This is a genomic window from Paenibacillus sp. S25 (assembly GCF_019454085.1).
GTDB classification, from domain to species: Bacteria; Bacillota; Bacilli; order Paenibacillales; family Paenibacillaceae; genus Paenibacillus; species Paenibacillus polymyxa_B.
In genome coordinates, this window is sequence record NZ_CP073683.1 from 3,301,879 (window position 1) to 3,321,269 (window position 19,391).

Consider the following 19,391-nt stretch of genomic DNA (forward strand, 5'->3'; position numbering starts at 1 on the left):
CTACTCAATTTGATATTCATTTGCAATTCGAAAATTGCGTATGTCGTTTTCACCAATGTTGGTCAGGACGATAACAGGGCTTGCCCTTTCGTCTCCAACTGAAGTAACTGAAACAGTCTGCGGCGATTGTGTGATGGTGACCTCTTCAATGTTCTCGTCACTCTCGGGAAACGGATGTTCACCCATTTTGATTGGTATGGTCAGTTCTCCATCCCAAAGTATCTTTTCGATATCTAATGTGCCTGCATACCGACCGATGTATCTTCTTCCTGGCAAATCGGAAAATGTGAATACGATATCCCCTTTTTTTACATTAAAAAGAGCCGCCACTTGGGCGACTCTCCTATGGTAATCAAGGGTTGTATCATCAGCCATTAGGACGCATTCGAGATTGATTGTCCTCGCTCCGTAAGTACTGCCAAAGTCTAATTCCCCATCCCTCTCGGCTATTTCAAGAGAATGGTCCTTTGTTGGCGGCAACACAGGTATGTTGTGTTTTTTTAGTCCTAATCCAATGGATTTAAAGGACTTACCATCGACAGTAGCATCAATCATTTAGGATTTACCTCCCCTCGCTTGCAACCTCCGCACCAGGTTATCTCGTTCGGTCCAAAAGACCTTTGCTGCGGACTCATCTTCAATATAAGTATCTCCTGAAGTTACTGTGTAGTAATTGTTGTTATACTGCGGATTTGTCCCCTCCCCCGAAGCCATGGAGAAATTCGGCATAGAGAAATCAAACCTTGGCATTTTGAAACTAATGAGGTTAAACAGGTTACTTTGCTGTCGATCGTTCAGATACATTTCACCAGCCTTTGCAATTACCGGAACCTCTGCACCTCGATCCCCCTGAACGATCCCGCCAGAATGGAATTTTTGAAGCTTGCCTGTATCCTTCTTAATGCCATACTTATTCCGCAGAGCAGCATTTTCTTCGTGCAGCTTGCCCTTCTCAGCGGTGCCTGCCGAGTACCATTTATCAATATTGGAATTATATCGCGCCAAGTCACTGTCTTTTTCAGAGATTGAGGAACCTGTATCCAGGGAAGCGGACAACGAGGTTGCATTAATCTCCGCCATCTTCATCTGATAGTCAACAATAAACTGATCTAACTGACGCAAAATCTCCGCGTTCTTCTCAGATTCTTTGCTGATTTGCGTGTTTTTCAAGTCTTCGGCTTTGGATTCAACTCCGTCTGAATACTCAGCATATTTCTCAGCAAGCTGATCATAATGCTGCTTAGCTGCTTCAATCTGGTCATTGTAATCCTTTTCTCGCTCAGTTTTCTCATCTTGAAGCTTTTTCTTTTGATCCTCCAAGCCGCGCTTTGCCAGCGTCCGGTTATGTTCCCGTTGCATATCCTCAATGTCTTTCTCGGTTTGTTTGCGCTCAGCGATACCCTCGGGACCAACGGCGGATTGGAGCAAGGCAAGACGTGCTTGTTTCTCCGCCATAGCACGATCATAGTCCTCGTCTTCATTAGCTGTCTGCATCTTGGCTAGCAAGTCGTCTATGGCCTTAATTTTAGCGTCCTGAGCCTCGATAAAAGCATCCCGTTCCGCCTCAATACGCTTTACTTCCTCATCCCGAGTCTTTTCAAGTGCTTCCTTCTCCTTCTTGGCAGCTTCTGTAGCTGCCTTCTTCTGATCCTCCAAAAGTTGCTTCTTCAAATCATGGACCTGTACATCAATTTCCATCCGTTGTTCTGATCCTTCTTTATAAAGAGCCTGCATTTTTGTCCATAAATTGAGCTGATCGGAAACAGATACAGCTTCCATACTCTTTTGGTAATTGATTCGCTTTTGGAAGTCGGACAGAAACTCATCTTCCAGAGCTTTACGTTTCTCGTAAATCTTCTGCTGCAACTCAAAACTTTGTTCGGCGGTACGATCCTTTGCCTTACTCATACGCATATAAGCGTCATATTCCATTTTGAGGATAGCAATCTGGCTTTGGCCTGCCATTTCCATTTTGGAAGTTTCTTTATCAATCCACTTCTCGCTGTTTTGATAGCGCAGCTCATTGTATTTGACGGTGAAATCGTAGATTTGTTTGGCAATCTCTCTACGGTTAGCAGGAAGAAGATAATTTTTATTTTGCTCCTTTTTGTAAAAGTCCAGGCTGGTTTTAACTATTTCAATTTCCTGTTTATTGGCCTGTCGCATGCGTTCGCTTCTTCGCTCTAGGTTCTCAACATCTTCCTGATATCTGGAATCGTTAAGCTTCTGAACATCTCGGCTCCATTGTTTCATTGCATCCTTATCTTCCAATAGGTACTGCTTATGTCGCTGAGCCAATCGTTTGTATCCTGCTACCTGTTGGTCTATAGACCATTCATTTCGTTCAGCGATGTACTTAAAGTTATCAAGATCGTTGTCATAACTATCTTTTCGTGCCGCAGAAGCGTCCTTAGCTGCTTTTTCGGCTGCACGCTCCGCATCGCTCTTGCCTTTTTTGCCCCCGCTTCCCTTCTCTTTTTTCGATCCAGAAGAACTCACGCCAAATTTAGGGTCATTATATAGTTTGGTTAGAGCATTGATACGAGTGTCATATTCCTTCATATCTTTCTCGTATCCACCATATATTTCGCCTATATCTTTTTTACTCTTCTCCATGTTTTTCTTATCTTGATTTAGTTGGTTTTGAAAAGGGGCGCTTAGGAAAGATTTCACTCCAGTCATGTTGTTTAGTTCTTTTTGTTTATTAAAAACATCTAATGAACTTTGAACCATAACTCCATTCAATCTAGCTTTCAATTCAGCAAGACTTTTAATCGCTCCAGCCTCTTTAATGTAAACTGCGATACGATCATCAGATTCAAGTTTTGTACTTAAACTGGACGCCTTTTCTGACTTTAGATCATCTATAGCCTTTTGTATTTTAGCTTTGCGAACAACTTCGAGAGCATTCTTTTCGAAAGCCCATCCCTCAGATGTTTTGTAAATCTCCGAAGCTAATTGAGGGTATTTGAGAATTAATTCAGCCGCAGCTTCTGCGTTCATGGACTGTTTATTGACAAGATCATTTAAAACAGTGTTCATCTCAGAAATCGCCTTGCCATTCCCCTGAATCTGCTCTCTTAAATCGGCAAGAGCTTCCTCCTGTGATTTAACACTTTCGGTTGCTGTTCCAGCTTTCCCAGCAAATTGGTCAGTTTCAATAGTCGCTTGGCTTAAAGCTACTCCTACTTCTGTTACAGATAAAGTAAGCTTATTATTTTCTTGTTCTAAAGATTTGATTTTCTCTTCTAATTTGGCAGCATCTTCTTTGAATTCACCTGTCCCTAAAAAATCTCCAATTGGATTAGCGATGATCTTCTTTACTCGTTCCAGTTCTTTAGTAGCTTCTGTAATCTCATTTATCTTCTGTTTTTGTTGGTCGAGTAATTGCGATTGCTGATCTTTCAATACATTTTTTCGGGCTTCATTCTGCTTCTCGATGAGTTTGTTCAATGCAGCAACTTGAACCTGCACAGCTTCATCAGTATAACCAGCAGCCTCAAGTTCCTTAGCTCCTTCTTTTCCAAGAGTGATGACCAGCGCTTTTGAAACCTCTTCGAGTTGTTTTTTTACTTGGGTTTCCTTTTCTGCCGAGCCAGTGCTTAGTTTAAGTGACTGTTCAAGAGAACGATGCGCATTAGCTAATTTAGGTACTAATTCAATCTGTCTTTGATATTGGCTAACCATTTGTTGAGATGCCGAATCTTCATCTTTTAAGTTCTGGATTCGATCACGAGCAGCCTTTTCTTCTTTACCGCTATTCATTGCAACTAGAGCAATTGCACCAACAAGTAAGCTCAATCCTGCCGTTGCTGCTGCTGTCGTCACGGTTGCTGTGGCTTGGGCAACAGACAATGACTTTGTAGCAACTGTAGCTCCCTCGGTTGCTACCGTTAAAGCTCCTTGTGCTACTGTAGCTCCTTCGGTAGCGGCAACTCTCTGAACTGTTGAAAGAGTTGCTCCTTGCGAGGAAACGATATTAACGTTGTTAGCTACCGTATTAGCGCCAATAGCGGCAGTTTCCGCAGCCTTTGCAGCCGTCAATACTTTTACAGCAGCAATTACATTCATGATCGGGCCGCTCAGAGCTTTATAGGCAAGCAGTAGACCACCGATTGCTGCCGTTCCCTCAAACACGCCGGAAGGAACTTTTGTAAGCCCAATAAGTAGTTGGTCAATTGCATCCAATACATCCTTGATAGTGCGCCGCAATCCATCATCACCGGCATTATTGAATATTTCCAGTAATGAAGCCTTAGTTTGAGCTGCTTTACGTTGAATAGTATCCATCTGCACTTTAAGGTACTCCATCGTGGAGCCAGTAGATCCAATAGAAGCCGCTGTACCCAACAAAATGTCTCCGGCATTCAGTGAAGCGGCCAGTTTTGCATATTGATATACGCCGCGTGAAATATCAGCGTAGGATTTCGTAAGGTCATAGTTTTTGTCAATTACTTTGGTAGACAAATCCAGTAAGATATCTTCTGCTCGTCTCCATTGTTCCTGTCCGTTAACGACTTCCTTGGTTGCAACGCCTAAACGCTCAATTTCTCCAACAGCCTTGTCTGTCCGAATTGTACCCAGGACCGTCTTCCACATGTTCCCCAAGTTTTCCCCGCTGAGAGCCGTGTTACGAACACCTGCTGAAATCAAGCCGTTCATAAAATCAAATGAAACGCCTGTCTCTGCCGCTATCTTACCTGTCCGTTCGAAGGCAGCTCCCAAGTCCCTCGCTGGTGCCATCGTGTCATGGGCAACCTTGGACCAGGAATCCAGCACGCGACCGCCAAGCACCATGGCGTCGTTGCTGTCTTTAATCTGCACGCCATATTGAGCAAATGTGGACTCCATTGATTTAGTCGCGCCTTCAAGAGAAACCAAATCGACAGTCGAGAGCATCGTAGACTTACGCACCATTTCCTGAACTACGCCTGCGTCCTTATACATCCGGCCCCACAAACGCGCAGATTCGGTAACATCCATAATCTCACTTCCCAAGTCATGGGCCGTGCGAATGAATTTGGTCGTTTGGTCATGTAATTTTTCGGTGTTCATAACCATTTCTTTAGTGCCTTCGTTATATTCTAAAAAGTAATGTTCATTTGTTTGGATATAACCCGCCATGTTGGATTCTATCCCAACCAATCCTTCTTTTAGTGCTTCCTGCACTTTGTGCATGGCTGCATACATTGTGTTGAATACAAGCGCATGCGTAGCCATATCTCCTACTCGACTCATCCAATTAGGAGTTGTACTGAAGGTTTGCTTCATCTGGGCTTCGGTCTGGCTCAGTGAACGACGGATCTTCTGTTCTTCCTGAAGCACCTTCTCTCGTACTTGCGCCTCTTTTTGCTCTCTGGCACGTAATGCGTTCAGCCAAAATTTTTCATAATCTTGAGCGTTCTTCCTTGCCTGCTGCGCTTCCTTGTCAGCCATTTGCTGCAACTTCATACGGATAGCCTGTTCTTGCATGAGGACACGTTCACGCGTCTTATCATCCGTTCCTGCCCCTGAAATTTTAGCGGCTTTCTGTCCGGTTGATGTCGCCTTGTTTTGAAGAGCTTCCATCCGCTTTAGATGCTCTCGTTCCTGTTGTTCAATTGCATCCTCACGCTTTTTTACAATGGCCTGCTGTGCTCTAAGCTTCTCGTCGGTTATCTTATTGGCCTGCTCCAATTGATTCTTCCGAGCAGTATTTAATTCTGCCTGTGCAGTACGTTGCTTAACAAGAGCTTCGGATTCAGCAAGAATCTTCTTCCGTCTGTCTTCTGCACTCAAAGCAAACTTATCCGCACTACTGGCTAAGGATTTGAAATTTTTCTCACTGATTCCTAATTCAGCATTTAGAAGTTTAAACGATTCAGCACTGGCTCTTGCTCCATTGTCGATAACCTTGAATGCAGGTAATATCTTGCTGGTATCCAGGTTTATTCGTGCGCCTACTACGTCCTTATTTAAATCTGCCACTTAACTCACCTCACAAATGGTTCAGGAAAAGTTTCCTGACCTAAATACAGAAAAAGAGGCATCCTGCATGATTGCGGATGCCTCTTAATTTACTTGGCGAAGAAACCAAGATCAGATAACGTCTTGACCTTCTTCGGCTTTTTGTTTTCCACATTGCCACCGTGAAGAATGATTTCAAATTCCCGGTTTCTGTTCTTAGCTTTCATTAAGGCTCTGATCTTCGGAATAGTCATATTAGGCCATTCTGAATCAGAAATACCATTACTCACGCATAAAGCCCAAAGTTCTAACCAGTCTGTCTCATGATCATTCTCGGCAGGATTAGACTCCTCCTGTTCATCTTCCTCATCTGACTCTTCATCTGGAGGAAACGACTCAGAATAGAAATCGGTCTAACAAATCATCCAGTTCTGCAATACCGTCCTGGTCAATCTGTTCGTACTCTTTTTCCGTTATTTCCTCAACCAGCACAAGATTAAACGCCTTTTTGTATGTTTCCTCCACTTTAGGCCAGTCAACAGCCTCCCGTTCCTCGGTAGCTTCCCATTTCTTGCGACCGATAGAAAACGAAAACTTGTGTGCTACACCGTCCATCTCTTCACGAACCTGACGGATCAATGCAATGGTCCCTATCTTCACACGCTTTTTGATACCCTCTGCCAATCGAATTTCAGTTCCGATGTTAAGCGTTTTATCCAATTGTTTATCTGCACTCATTTAATTTCCTCCTCAATGTATGTAACCCCCAACCTGATTCGGTAGAGGGTTGGGTTTAATTGTTGGTTAGATACCGAAAATGATTTCTACAGCGTACCCGTTAGGATTTTCTGGCGTGATGTCCGGCTCCATGATTTCCAGCGACAACGTGTTACTGGTAGGTTTTTTACGTTCTTGAGACACGTCCAATGTACCACCGCCAAGTGCTTTCCAAATGGTAAGCTGGCACGGTACCTCCTTACCATCCCGATCATCCACCAGAGAGAAACGGTGAACCAGTTTAAATGGTTTTGGACGGCGTTTTCCACTCAAACTGCTTCGTGTTGCATTTTCTTTCGACCATTTAAATGTAACGACAATCAATTTGCCCTCATTCGCGACATCGGATTTGATTGTGCCATCAGCAGTGATAACGTATTGTTCTGCTGTAGGAGTTGAAGCAACGCGAGTCAGCTCAGTGAGTTCACTCGCACTATCTTTTAAATAAACCCTGTCGCTTGCAGCTACTAAGGTTCCACCAAATTTCGTCGGAGCCTTGATTTTGTAACCATCAGTTGTATTCAGGAAACCTTGTTCCGTTTCATCGAAAAACACTGTCCCTTTCTCCGATTCAGCACCTTGAGATAACTCTGCTAGGATGTCCGAGTAGCGCGGTACCTCCATAGAAGCTTTGTCTCCTAAATCTTTGGCTGTGTAGTGGAAAGCGTATCCGCTGTCACCGCCCATCACCTTGTCCCAATCAAATTGGAGTTGCAATGTTACTTTGGAGATTCTTTCATCAAGAAACTTGAGTTTTCCTCCCGTCTCGTACACTTGAACAATCCCTACTCCATCAAATACTAAAGGTTGCATATTTCATCCTCCTCAAAAGTGAACAAAAAAGAACTGATCAGAATTATTTGACCAGTTCCCATAAACGCTTATCAATTTCTGAAATTCGACTGTACTCTTTGGTTAGCTTGTAACCCTGTTTTGGATTCCAGACACCCATAATACCCAATCCTTTAGCAAGCGTGATTTTTTCAGCAATCAGCGTATCCCACTCGGTAGGTTCCGGTTTAGGAGGATTAGGTTGAGTCCAATTCAATTCGGCCTCATAAGTTGTACCAGCAAGAGTAAGCACATTAAATTTGTACTTCTTGGTTGTGTTTACTTCGCTAAACCATAGAGTCTCTTGATCATCGGGTTCAATTTTAACCCCATCTTTTTCAATGCTGGACACATTTGTTTTAGCCAAGGAAACTCGCTTTTGCGCTGAATCAAGCAACTCATATTCAACGTGATTAACGCCATTGTGATCACCGGATCTTCCCGTTGCTTTCCATACTGCTGCTTCTGCCATTTTAGTTCCCTCAATTCATTCTAAGATAATCCACATCATAAATCGCCTTATAACCTTTGGCTCCTTGGATGCCAGTAGCAAAGTCTGCATCATAGGTCAGAACACACAAGTATGAAGCAAAGCCCTGAGCAATCAATCGTCTGTCATGTAAAAGCTTGAATGAACGTTCGAACAGTAGCTTCGCTTCATAAGCTGTTTTGCCGTAGAAATCAATGCAGAACTTACCCTCAAACACCAATGGATTAGTGGCATATCGTCCCGGCATGACATATTGGCAGATATGTGGAACTGTATCCTTAGAAACCGTTATCTCAGGCTCCATGCCTTTCGTAAATCGCTTCACGACCTCGGCAGACGGTGATGAAGGAGTAAGTTTCAGCATGGACATAAGCTCTGTATCTGCCTTCAAAGCACTCTGAACAGCATCAACAAGTTGCAGGCTCACTCCTTTACCTCCTTGAAGTATCTGTGATACGGAAACTCAGTTATTACACGGCTAATGCCATCCAAAATACGTTTCCGGTTAGACTGGATTGCAATACGCAAAAAGTAGGTTGGTGGTGTGGCCCTGAATGAAGGATCAATGTCACCGCGCTCCGCAAGCTCCTCCAAGTCCACCCCAGCATAGCCACCGCCTGATTCCTTCATGGTCCCGTCAATCGCCTGGTACTTTCCACGGGAACGACCTACAATAATACGATCACCTTTGGACCTCAGTCGGTTCCATGCTTCACTATTCATGTAGATTATTAAACCGGGATTTTGGCTGCTGTCTGCCATCTTGGAGCCTTTACCGAATTGCTCAAGCCATGCTTGCCAGTAATCTGCTGTAATGTCACCTGAAATCATCTGATTAGCAAGCACGAACATGTGCATCTCCAAATGGTCCCGAACTGCTGGATAATACCGTATGCCGCTTTTGGCTGTCAGCATGACCAGTTTCGTTAGCCCAGTAATTTCAACAGCGAGCTTATTCTCCAGATCCTTCGCCGCTTTCACTGAATCGTACCCTGTAATCATCGGCGGTCCTCTGAAAGCTGGATGTGCAACAGATTAGGATACTTGATCCTATCTACCACATCTACCTGGTATGTCTTCCCGCCCATTACAATCCGGTCAGGCGCGGATAGACTTGAGTCTTGAGGGTCTCTTACATCGACTGTCGTCTGTAACTGCAAGGTAAACACGGTACTCGGCAGCAAGCCCGGCTCCTGTTGTCGCAATTGTGCTGTGACATACTGTGCAGAACAAACAACATCAGCAGCGACCGACGTGAATTCCGCATCGCCCACCGGATTATCATTTGCATCGTAAGCTTGCTGGTATCTTTGCACCTCTACCACGGAGTTCGTTTTGACCAAAGAACAGTATTTGTCCTGATCTACCGTTTTCCTTAAGGTTAGGACGAGAAATGTGTCCTCTCCCTGCACCAAGGAACCACGATTAACGAGTGAAATAGGTGAGAATACACCGTTATAGACGTATTCTTTGCCCATTACAGTCGTCGCTTTGGTTTCCCTTGATAGAATCACTACATCTTCGCTTCCGTCCACCACACACGGCGTATGGCGATGTGTGAACTCATAGAACAACTTTCATCACCTACCTAAATGACCTATGTTCAAACTCTGACAGAAGGTCGGCAATTTCTGGTGTAATCATGCTGTTGCCAAAGTATTCAATGCTATAGTCGAAGTCCTTCTTCGATTTGACATTTGTGTTCGGATTTCCAGCCAATTGTCCTATTATCAGGCCACATGCCACCTTGACCTTATCAGGTATCGTCTCCCAACCGCTGGTATACGTCACTTCTAGCTCTGCATACGCTGAACCGAAAGAAGAATAACCACACCAGACGGTACCAATGTCCTTGTCGATATCAATGGTGCTGGTATCAGTAATTGTTTCGAGTCCTGGAGGGCCAAAGAAATTGCCCATCAATCCCTGCTTAGGCCTGCCTTTTACCTCTTTCACCTCTATAACTGGATAATAGGACAAATGCCCTCGCTGCTGATCGGTAAGCGGTATGCGTTCCGTGTAGGTTGTAATTCCAATCTCACGCCTGCACCTTCCGTCAATTACAGCCGATGCCCTCAGAATAAGCGGAACAGTTAATTTGATACCAGCCGGAACGAAATCAGAATCCGTTAACTCAAGATACTGACTCATTCTACATAGCCAGCATCAGAAAGCTCGTCTGCCAGTTCATCCGGTAACTGTGCTTCGCCATCTACGAAGTTAACGACCCTATTTTTAAAATGAATCGTGTGAGGACCCTTGCGCTGGCTTGGTGTACCGCGAAGCGTAACTTTTCGGATTGCCAGAATCCTAGCAGCCAGAAAAGAACTGCGCGCATCATTCAGCACCGTTGTTTGAGCATCGAACTGGCTTGGTTCTGTTCCTTCAGCGCCAACCAATATCTCTGCCGCTGTAACGGCCTCCTTGAATGCATCTGCCGATTGTTGAGGATATTGTCCTCCAATTTCACCAATCTCAGCCTGCGCTAACAATGCTGCGCTTTCAGCAATCGCATCTTTCAACTTGTCCAGATTCGATTTCGCCAACTGAAGCATCTCCTCTCAAAATGAAATAGAGACGGTCATGCCAACCGCCTCTTCGACTTTAAAACCTATTATGATACCGCCGTAATAGTTGGGCGTTCAATCGTGCCGTATGCATGTGCGTAACCTGGACCTTTGGCTACTGGGGCGCCATACTTGATGCCAACGTACTGTTCTTGCAGACTTGACGTTGTACCCAACTGGAAGAGGTAGATGCCCTTTTCTCCAACATAGTGATACTCAATCATCGGCTCTGTCACAATGGCAATTCCGTAGTCAGTGTTTGTTGCCGTTTTTGCATTAACTGCTGAAGGGATAAACGGCTCGGGAATGATCGGCAGCAGACCTGCGGCTGTCATAATAGCTAACACTTCTAAGCCAGCAACCGTTGTTTTCTTGAGGTTGCTGATTTGCGTTTCATTGTTGGCAGCATTGCGTTCTTCTTCTTCGAGATAATGATGAGCAATTGGATGAATGTAAATAGCTGTTGGCATAAGCTCGTACAATTCACTCGCTACCATCGCAGCTACCTTCGCCCGAATAGCAGACACGATTGATGCAGTTGCCCCAACTGTGAAAGTGTTCGTAATCTGACTTGCAAGTCCTACATATTGTAAAGTTGTTGGTACAGCCAAGCCAGTGTCACTGCCTCTCCAAAGTGCTTTACCATGCGTAAGTCCAATAGCATTCAGCATGTCATTCAAATCCTTGGCTTTTAATTCAGGAAAGTTGTTTTGTTGCTGGCCCAACGTTACGTCATAATGTCCAAAGTTGACTTGGTTCGTCAGTGCTTTAATCTTCACACCATGTGGTGTACGTTGATTGCTAGATGATGTCGCTGAAGGGTTACGCGGATCAACGAACTCACCACCATTTACAGTGTTTTGTTCGTAGTACGTAGAAATATCACCTGTTGCTGGTACATAATTCAAGCGTCCATCCAAAATAGATGTTCGACGTAATACATCCGTAATTTCCTTCTGAAAATCGTCTGTGATAATTGCCCCTGGCCCCTGAAACTGAGCTGCCGCAGCAACTGAAACAAATTGGGCTACTCCAACACGGTTATTCATGTATTACACACTCTCCTTTTCGGCAAATTGTGCTTTTGCCTGCATTTTAAGTTTGAAAGATTCAGAGGACGGAAGATTCAGAGCGTCAACAGAAGCACAGAAGGTTTTATAATCATTTACTTCCGCTCCGGCCGCAAGATTGGCATTACTGCCATACTTGGACAATAATGCGGACGCGCTGAATGTTTTGCGTTCTGGCTCTGCTGGAGGCGCACCCGCTGCTTTTAACTCTTTCAATTCCTTTTCTAAAGCGTCCGCTTTGTCTTGAGCTGCCTTTAGGTCAGCAGCGGCTTGTTCTTCAGCGGTCTTCTGTTCGGCTTCTTCACTTGCAGCTTTCATGGTGGTGATATCTGTTTTAATAGTCCCTACCTCTGTTACCACGCTTTGTACGCTGGCTGTAATAGCTGTCATTCCCTCTTGCAGCGCCTTCATAGAATCTTCCATCGCTTTAATCTGTTCTGGTGTCATTTCAACATCCTCCTTGTTCTGTTTCGTATTACGAGCAGCAAAGCTCGTTGTTTTATAGGCAGCGGCATCCGCGAACAAGATGGCTGCTCCCGTACCGCAAAACTCAATTACATCCAACACATCTTCTATATCCGTTGCATCCTGTACAGCGGCTTCCATTTCGAGTGATGCTCCAAACTGATACTCGCTCCAGTTATACTCAGCCGCCAGCCCATTGTAGTAACGAATAGTGGCAACAACATCAGGAAAGTCCTTTGCGTAAATGTATCCATCAATCCATGCATAACCATCAAGCGAACGGTAAGCTTTATCAATCACAGCAACTTTAAAACGCGGATCATGGTCCGCCATACCGTTGGCGTAGTCAATATTTAAGGCCATACCTACGAAGGTTTGAAGATATTGGTCGCAAACAGTCGATGAAATACGAATACGTTTCCCGCCAGCACCATGAGGTGAGCCATCACTTGGTTGATCAACTGCGAAAAGAGCACATTTGAAAGGAACCTTGTTCGGATGTCCTCCTTCTTCGGATAACTTGAAGTCCTGAACGCGCATCCGCTGGTTGCTCATTTTCAACGTTTTAAGCATTTAGATTCTCACCTCCCTCCGTGATACTTCTGTTGTCTGCGCTCCGCTCGGTTTCTCGGTGTCGGCACTGACCTTGGATATGTCAGTCTCACAACACTGCAAACAAACCTTGTAAACACGTCTTCACCGCCCCTCAGGGCAAAATAAAAACACCTACTCTTCAGCGGTGTCGGATTCATCGTCTTCTGTTTTGTCTTTGATTGGCGGATCATCTTCAGGAAGATTACTCAACAATTTGTCCCTCTCCGCCTGTATCTCTTCCTGAGTTTTATTTAGATCAACTACAGATAATTTGCTCGGCTGCAATAACACCTCACCGTGCTTGTTGGGGATTGCCTTGCGCCCCAAATCCGCACGGGCTTCGTCTGGAGTCAGTGTCCTGCGATCTATATAGATCGCGTGAATGTCAGCTTTGGTCTTCTGATCTTTCAATGAAGTTTCGTAGTGGAATTTGAATTCGACTAATCCTCCATGCTTGAAAATCCCGTCGATAATATGATTGTTGATGTGTTCGACGATATTCTCCGCTATTGATTTGATTGTTTCATTCGTATCATCATCTTCACTATCCGCTGTAGAACGATTTACATCCTTCGTCTGTCCTAATTTCTTAGGAGAAATACCAAAGGCGATAGCGACCATTTCAATAAGGAACCGCTGCCATTCAATGAACAGCGCCTTATCATCAGTAGCACCAAGATCTAATACGGAAGTCCCTTCAAACCCGCCAACAACGGGCATCCTTCCTTGTCCCATAACTTCATCTTGCCAGTATTGCATAAAAGCTTTTGTGGCTTTGGCATCGGAACTTTTACCCAAGTTTATCAGTTTTTTCAGGAAAGTATTACGGGCCTGTTTCCCTGCTGCACGGTGCGAATCTATGAAATTATTCACCGATTCCCAAACCGTTTCAAGCGGTGCAAGTCCGAAAGGAGTATTCGTTCTTGGGTTCATCCGTATATACATCAGGTCGGAAGAGGTGAGATGCACATATTGTCCGCGAACCCTTTGAGCATAACGATATGAGTTTTCTTTACCGTCCCAATCAGGGTAAAGATCAATGGAGAAGGAATCCACTGGGTACATCCTAAAAGGCCGTTTCGGATCTCCTGCCTTTAAAACTTCGGATGAACCAGCACTACATACCAACATGTCTTCAACAACCTGCTCAGCCCATGACCGAAATGTGTCACCTGTATTAGGTTTCAAAAGTGACCGCTCGATCATCTTACACATCTCCTTGAATTGTTCCGTGTCATTTTCATCTACCGCCGCCACAGACCAATTAAGTTTGGTAATGCCATCCTTTATTACATTAATCGCGCGGCGCGGTATAGGCGATTCCGATAACGTTCTTAAATTAGCTGGTGTCCGCTTTGGTGATGGCTGGTTACTCCCCTTATTCATCATGATACCGAACGGGAACGGGTAGCTTTCCGTCTGTCGATCAGGTTCGTTCTTTGGTCTTCCTGCTGCCAGCCAGTTAATTAGCCACTGTCTTACACCCAAGTCTTTACCTCCTTTCTGACGCAACAAAAAAGGAGGTCAGGAAATTTTTCCTGCCTCCAGTATTCGTTCATATTTCTATGTCTAAATAATATCATTGGTTTTATTCGGTGTTACTACGGATTATCAGGATTATATTTTTTGTAGAGGAGCAAACCAAGATAATAACCTTTTAATTCTAAAGGGATTTGTAAATTCCACTATGATTTCCTGATCCCTTCCTGATCCCTTAGCGCTTTTAACAATGCCTATCCCCCATTTTTTATGATACACTTGATCATCAACACTGTAGTTCTCATATTCTTTAGTCGTCTTCACTCTAGGGTAGAACGCATACTCTTCAGCCTCTTGCAAAATTTCTTCTTCCGTGTCCTCACCATCAAGACTATTGTTAATTTCAAACTGATTGAAATGTTTGAGGTTTTGAGCTTCTTTTATAGCTTCTTCATCAATTTGTTGATTCAAGAACTTTTGAGCAAATTCAATAAATCTATATGATTCGTACATGTAGAATTTTTGTTTTGTACACTGAGTGAATTCGTCAGTTAATTCTACTCTAGGTCCAATTGTCCTTCCGGACTCTCTTTGCCACCAGTCCTCTTTATTGTCATCAGTAATCAAAATAACTGATTTATTTTTTTGTTCTGCCATGTCTAATATTTGCTTCCAAACAATTAGATCCCCATACTGGCTTTCAATTATTAATCCTTTGTGAAATCTTCGCTGATCTTTCTTCTCACTCATATCTTTGTAACCTGGTGGTCGTTTTATTTTATATCTTTGCTCTCCTTCTTTATAAATTCCACTTAACTCAGTTTCACTATAGGGCGTTCCTATCTTTCCGGCAAAATGTTTATCTATAAAATTTCTTATTTTGTCGTCTTCATTATAGTTTGGATGGTTCAATTCTTGTTCTTCAAGTTCATTAATTACTTCACTTTGTAAGTTTTCAATTTTTGTTGTTATATTTCCTATTTCTATAATAGGATGTCTTTTATGATATTTTTTCAAACCAATACTTAAGCGATCTAACATTTCATCAAACTCTTTACTAACTACATTCTTTACTTGTGCGTAGGCTTCCTTTTGTTCATATATAACTTTTTGCCTATTTGCTTGATATTCGAGAGCCACTTGGTAAGGAATCCATAATCTATCTGAAAGACGATCCATTATGTTCAAAATTAAATCAGATGTTTTTATGGAATATCTGTATAAGTTCAATAAAACATTAGCATCGAAGACAATAATACTTTCTTTCCACATTTCGTTAAACTCTTCCTTATCAGGAGCATAGTACATCGGAAAAATATCTTTCAATTTCATCTCTCCTAAATCAGCTTTAAATGATATAATTCGACATGAAATAAATTAAACCTTTTATTGTTTGCTAATAAGCTAAGCTCCCAAAAGAAAATCCTGATCCAGAGCAAACTTTCGCAAAAGCCAAAACAAAAGCATCAGCACGGTCTGGTGACTGCAAACCCCGTTTTTTCATATCCTCTTTACGTTCTAAGAATATCTTCCCATTGCTGCCCATACGCCATTTTCTTGATGTGAGCTGCGTTATCAGTTTTTCATCATCTGGCAGCTGTAAATCTCCCGGTTTGCCAAGAACATAATTACTCATGTTAGCCTCAAGCATTTCCTTTATGTGGCCCCATTGCTCTGCCACGAGGTTCCCATAATGCCCATCTTCCGCTGCTGATCCATTGTTAACTGGAATGATGGTGTAACCCAATCCTTTCTCCTCATTTATTTCATTCATTCTATCTGTAACAGCTCCACCTATTCCACTATCATCAATTCTTATTTCTACTTCATCCACTTCTGAATATTCGGTTTTCACATCATCAACCAGGCGCAATACCCATCCTGTAGTTGTCATAGTGTCCTGCTTGTGGTGGAAATGAGTCTTGACCACCTTACCGCCCATACGTGCGTACATAGTTGTCTCATCGTCGCCAAAACGTGCAACGTCAACGCCGACAAATAGCTTTGTTCCAGAAGGTTCAATTTTAACTTCATCTTTGGCAAATTCAGCAGCTTCAAGTGCGATAAATGTATCTGATTCTCCCCGCGGAAATTCACCCAACACCCGAACGCGCCAAACATCACTACCCTCACCGTATTTCGCCTTGAGCATTTCGATGTTTTCTTTACTGGTTCTAGGGCTGTTTAAGCATGATACGCGGTGTGTTCTGTATATTTCTCTGTCCCTATTATGAGAATCAAAAAAGAACCCGCTCGTTTTGGTCGGATTCCCACACATAAAAAGCTTATTGTAATCTCCTGATAGCGTACCAAATATCGCCGCCATGATTCTGTCGTCTACACCGGATGCCTCATCCACAATGAATAACATATAGTCTTCATGAAACCCTTGCATATTCTCGGGTTTGGTGGCTGTACGTGCTGTTGCAAACCAGCGTTCCTCATAATTTTTCATATATATCTTAGTTTTAGTCCACTTGAGGATTCGTTTTAGAATTGGGCTTTGGGACTGCCATTTACTGATTTCCGCCCAAAGTACATCATTGAGTTGTTGTCTCGTTGGAGCTGTACAAACAACGCGCGGAAACGGGAAACAGCATAAAAACCATAGTGAGATTGCCGCTTCAAGCGCCGTCTTGCCCACACCCTGACCGGATCTCACGGAAACAAAACGATGCTTTGCAATATCAGCCGATACGCTCTCTTGCCACTTATCTGGGCTGAAGTTCAGAATCTCTTTAAAAAATGTTTTAGGACTCTTTCGATACACTGGCATCCTCTTCTTGAATGCCGCCATCCGTTTCGTCAAGCTCTCCGCTTTCTTCGCCATCATTCATTACCGCCTCTACCCAATTATCTATAAGGTCTTCTTCTGAATCGCCTTTCCCGTTTTTCATTTCCTCAATCTGGAGCTGCGTCTTTTCAACTTGCGCTTGCATTTGGTCAAGTTTCAGACGGCGTTCATCTTCCTCATCCGCAATCGCCAGAAATTGCTTGATAGCACCACGCAATTCAGACATGGCTGTGGATTGAGCTTTCAAGTAGGTAGCGTAACGATCCCAAGAAAATTGAAATTCATATTCTTCCTTGATCGGCACTTGCTCAAGCTTTTTCTTCTTGGCAGTACCTGTATTGTGTATTTCATACTCGACTTTTTTAAGTTCTTTAATCATTTCCTGTTTATTTTCAACAAACATGATCCGCTGCGCCCAAATTATCGCCTGAAATTGAGTGGTAATGTTGTACCAGATCATGTCTACTGGGTCCATTTCTTGGACAGCATCCATTATTTCAACGAATTCTGGGTTCTGTGGCATGAACTTACGAAAAAATCCGTGTGTAACAGCTTTGTCGTTTCCGTATGGGCCTCCAACTCCTCCTCTATTTCCTTTTGCATTCTTATTGCCAGTTTGTCCGCCGCGCTTTCTTTTCTCCGGTATCTCATCCCATTTGTCCAGTGCCTTCCATTTGCGGATACTGGAGTCACTGACACCAAGCTTCATCGCAATATCCTTTAATTTCATTTCACGTCCGCTGTCAATCCACATTTTTAGTGCCTTTTCCCTATTTGGGCTTCGTTCTCTACTCACTTCATTTTTCACCACCACCAAAGTATTCGAGTTGGTTTTAACGCGGTCGTCTAAAATAAATTTAGCGCTCCACTTGCATTTATTTCTCATGTTGTTCTAACGATTAGAAATCTAGCACTTATCTATCCAGTTAATGTAAAACTAATTCACTATAATATATATTCTCGGTAACTCGTAAAACACTAAGATTGCTTGATGCTATTTGTTTTGTTGTCCTTTCCCCGTTTTGAATTCACGGTTACCCGATTGTAGAGAATTGCTACAACTCAAAATCCTTCAAAACATCGTCTAAAGTGTCCTGAAGGATACCTACATAGCGTAATGTCACCTTCTGTTCAGTATGATTGAACAGATCCATTAGTAACGCTATGTCCTTGGTTTCGTTGTAAAAATAGTACCCGAACGTCTTTCTCATGGAGTGGGTTCCTATTTCCTTCAATCCGAACTTTCGGGCTACACCATTCAACATTTTGTAGGCCATACTGCTGCTGATCGGCACGACTTCCAATCTCCTCTTTTTGTTCCTGCTCGGAAATAAATAATCGCTATCCAATTTCCCGGATATATATGCATCAAGTTCTTTGCGAAGGTTTTTTCGAATGGGGATGTTCTTTCTTTTCTTCGTTTTCTTTTCAGTAATTGCAATATGACTTCCTTTGACTGAGCTGACTTTCAAGGGCAAAATGTCCGATATCCGCAATCCTGTGTTGATTCCAACCAAAAACAAAATGTAGTCCCGTTCATTTTTCTCTTTCAAATATTGCTTAATGGCCTCCAGCTTTTTTGAATCGCGGATCGGCTGAACGAAGTTCACTGCATTTCGCTCCTTTCATGTTTGTTTGAACAGAGGATGGAAACATACATAATTGTTTAGTACCAGTCCAATCGCCCCAAACACATCCATTACATAAAGTGGGTTGACGTGGTGACCTAGCCAGAACAGGCGGGGGTCTCCGTGAAGATTTAATTGGCATATCACTTTCCTCCAATGCAAAAAAGGCCGCTTTTCAGCGACCTCGAATTTACGTTATTTTATGGATAGAATATATCATTTTTCTAATTCGTTATTACTGCGGTTTTATCTATGCTACGGTATGTAAATTGAGCTAAGGAAAAGTTTCCTGAATATATAAAAAAAGCACCGGTCAGGGTGCTTGCTAAGCTTCAACTCAACGCATAACAGACGTATAGTCAGCATCATTATCATCCACAATTTCAAAAACAGATAAGTGGGAATCTATTGCTTTTTTGAGTAATTCGTACGAGGAGGTCTCAGCCTCCAACTGCTTTTGTAGTACAAATGATTGTTTAAGTTTTACATCAGCATCCTTGATCAAAACATCAAGTTGTTTAGACAACATTTGTCTCTCTGCTGAGTCTTCCTTCATTTGATCGCAAAGTTCCAACAGAACTTTCTTTCTGTAATTAATACCTAAAAATTCATTCCTCGCAGCAATAGCCTTGTTTTTAAGATCATGAAGCGAAGTCGATAGCTCTATCTTCCACTCTTCAAGTGCTCTTCGTTGTACTTCCAAATCTTCATTCGGATCAAACTTCATATATACCTCCTCCTTCGACATAA

19 protein-coding genes are annotated in these 19,391 nt (G+C 43.1%); all 19 read right to left on the reverse strand.

The window, feature by feature from the left end; translation table 11 throughout:
• The 19 genes from KAI37_RS14335 to KAI37_RS14425 all read right to left on the reverse strand — a co-directional run bounded on the left by KAI37_RS14335 (position 1) and on the right by KAI37_RS14425 (position 19,368).
• A complete protein-coding gene (locus KAI37_RS14335; RefSeq protein WP_220029697.1) occupies positions 1–555 on the reverse strand; it encodes a phage tail domain-containing protein in 555 nt (184 codons plus the stop codon).
• The gene (locus KAI37_RS14340; protein ID WP_220029698.1) at positions 556–5,967 is read right to left on the reverse strand and encodes a phage tail tape measure protein; all 5,412 of its coding nucleotides are present in this window, start codon (positions 5,965–5,967) and stop codon (positions 556–558) included. It abuts the gene before it with no gap.
• Between the two features lie 89 nt (positions 5,968–6,056).
• Positions 6,057–6,200, reverse strand: a complete 144-nt coding sequence (locus KAI37_RS14345; RefSeq protein WP_167518779.1) for a hypothetical protein — start codon at positions 6,198–6,200, stop codon at positions 6,057–6,059.
• 142 nt (positions 6,201–6,342) lie between these two features.
• On the reverse strand, positions 6,343–6,684 hold the full coding sequence (locus KAI37_RS14350; protein WP_220029699.1) for a hypothetical protein: 342 nt from the start codon (positions 6,682–6,684) through the stop codon (positions 6,343–6,345).
• Positions 6,685–6,750: 66 nt separating this feature from the next.
• The gene (locus KAI37_RS14355; RefSeq protein WP_071558614.1) at positions 6,751–7,536 is read right to left on the reverse strand and encodes a hypothetical protein; all 786 of its coding nucleotides are present in this window, start codon (positions 7,534–7,536) and stop codon (positions 6,751–6,753) included.
• A gap of 43 nt (positions 7,537–7,579) precedes the next feature.
• Positions 7,580–8,026 (reverse strand): hypothetical protein, encoded by a 447-nt coding sequence (locus KAI37_RS14360; protein ID WP_103049082.1) that lies wholly within the window; start codon positions 8,024–8,026, stop codon positions 7,580–7,582.
• 10 nt (positions 8,027–8,036) lie between these two features.
• Complete coding sequence (locus tag KAI37_RS14365) at positions 8,037–8,471, reverse strand: hypothetical protein (protein WP_220029700.1); 435 nt, start codon at positions 8,469–8,471, stop codon at positions 8,037–8,039.
• Positions 8,468–9,046, reverse strand: coding sequence for a hypothetical protein (locus KAI37_RS14370; protein ID WP_220029701.1), 579 nt, complete (start codon positions 9,044–9,046; stop codon positions 8,468–8,470). The genes KAI37_RS14365 and KAI37_RS14370 overlap by 4 nt, the downstream gene beginning before the upstream one ends.
• Positions 9,043–9,618: a hypothetical protein gene (locus tag KAI37_RS14375; RefSeq protein ID WP_220029702.1), complete on the reverse strand. Its 576-nt coding sequence runs from the start codon at positions 9,616–9,618 to the stop codon at positions 9,043–9,045. The genes KAI37_RS14370 and KAI37_RS14375 overlap by 4 nt, the downstream gene beginning before the upstream one ends.
• Positions 9,619–9,628: 10 nt before the next feature.
• Positions 9,629–10,195, reverse strand: coding sequence for a hypothetical protein (locus KAI37_RS14380; protein ID WP_220029703.1), 567 nt, complete (start codon positions 10,193–10,195; stop codon positions 9,629–9,631).
• Entirely contained in the window at positions 10,192–10,590 is a 399-nt protein-coding gene (locus KAI37_RS14385) for a hypothetical protein (RefSeq protein WP_220029704.1), read from the reverse strand. Before KAI37_RS14385 ends, KAI37_RS14380 begins: the two co-directional genes overlap by 4 nt.
• A gap of 68 nt (positions 10,591–10,658) precedes the next feature.
• A complete protein-coding gene (locus KAI37_RS14390) occupies positions 10,659–11,660 on the reverse strand; it encodes a hypothetical protein (RefSeq protein ID WP_220029705.1) in 1,002 nt (333 codons plus the stop codon).
• Between the two features lie 3 nt (positions 11,661–11,663).
• Entirely contained in the window at positions 11,664–12,719 is a 1,056-nt protein-coding gene (locus KAI37_RS14395) for a 3-oxoacyl-ACP reductase (protein WP_220029706.1), read from the reverse strand.
• A gap of 153 nt (positions 12,720–12,872) precedes the next feature.
• Positions 12,873–14,228, reverse strand: coding sequence for a phage portal protein (locus KAI37_RS14400; protein WP_220029707.1), 1,356 nt, complete (start codon positions 14,226–14,228; stop codon positions 12,873–12,875).
• Between the two features lie 129 nt (positions 14,229–14,357).
• On the reverse strand, positions 14,358–15,545 hold the full coding sequence (locus KAI37_RS14405) for a PIN-like domain-containing protein (RefSeq protein WP_220029708.1): 1,188 nt from the start codon (positions 15,543–15,545) through the stop codon (positions 14,358–14,360).
• A gap of 70 nt (positions 15,546–15,615) precedes the next feature.
• On the reverse strand, positions 15,616–17,052 hold the full coding sequence (locus KAI37_RS14410; RefSeq protein WP_481856542.1) for a DEAD/DEAH box helicase family protein: 1,437 nt from the start codon (positions 17,050–17,052) through the stop codon (positions 15,616–15,618).
• Positions 16,970–17,809, reverse strand: coding sequence for a phage terminase small subunit (gene terS, locus KAI37_RS14415; RefSeq protein ID WP_220031488.1), 840 nt, complete (start codon positions 17,807–17,809; stop codon positions 16,970–16,972). Before terS ends, KAI37_RS14410 begins: the two co-directional genes overlap by 83 nt.
• Before the next feature lie 259 nt (positions 17,810–18,068).
• Positions 18,069–18,623, reverse strand: coding sequence for a site-specific integrase (locus tag KAI37_RS14420; RefSeq protein WP_220029709.1), 555 nt, complete (start codon positions 18,621–18,623; stop codon positions 18,069–18,071).
• A gap of 355 nt (positions 18,624–18,978) precedes the next feature.
• Positions 18,979–19,368, reverse strand: a complete 390-nt coding sequence (locus KAI37_RS14425; protein WP_220029710.1) for a hypothetical protein — start codon at positions 19,366–19,368, stop codon at positions 18,979–18,981.
• Positions 19,369–19,391 lie beyond the last annotated feature (23 nt).

What these genes read in the sequence shown, in the direction of transcription:
- KAI37_RS14335 (WP_220029697.1), bottom strand. Translation starts at nt 555, where the DNA reads ATGATTGATGCTACTGTCGATGGTAAGTCCTTTAAATCCATTGGATTA.
- KAI37_RS14345 (WP_167518779.1), bottom strand. Translation starts at nt 6,200, where the DNA reads ATGACTATTCCGAAGATCAGAGCCTTAATGAAAGCTAAGAACAGAAAC.
- KAI37_RS14350 (WP_220029699.1), bottom strand. Translation starts at nt 6,684, where the DNA reads ATGAGTGCAGATAAACAATTGGATAAAACGCTTAACATCGGAACTGAA.
- KAI37_RS14355 (WP_071558614.1), bottom strand. Translation starts at nt 7,536, where the DNA reads ATGCAACCTTTAGTATTTGATGGAGTAGGGATTGTTCAAGTGTACGAG.
- KAI37_RS14360 (WP_103049082.1), bottom strand. Translation starts at nt 8,026, where the DNA reads ATGGCAGAAGCAGCAGTATGGAAAGCAACGGGAAGATCCGGTGATCAC.
- KAI37_RS14370 (WP_220029701.1), bottom strand. Translation starts at nt 9,046, where the DNA reads ATGATTACAGGGTACGATTCAGTGAAAGCGGCGAAGGATCTGGAGAAT.
- KAI37_RS14380 (WP_220029703.1), bottom strand. Translation starts at nt 10,195, where the DNA reads ATGAGTCAGTATCTTGAGTTAACGGATTCTGATTTCGTTCCGGCTGGT.
- KAI37_RS14390 (WP_220029705.1), bottom strand. Translation starts at nt 11,660, where the DNA reads ATGAATAACCGTGTTGGAGTAGCCCAATTTGTTTCAGTTGCTGCGGCA.
- KAI37_RS14395 (WP_220029706.1), bottom strand. Translation starts at nt 12,719, where the DNA reads ATGCTTAAAACGTTGAAAATGAGCAACCAGCGGATGCGCGTTCAGGAC.
- KAI37_RS14410 (WP_481856542.1), bottom strand. Translation starts at nt 17,052, where the DNA reads ATGATGGCGAAGAAAGCGGAGAGCTTGACGAAACGGATGGCGGCATTC.
- KAI37_RS14425 (WP_220029710.1), bottom strand. Translation starts at nt 19,368, where the DNA reads ATGAAGTTTGATCCGAATGAAGATTTGGAAGTACAACGAAGAGCACTT.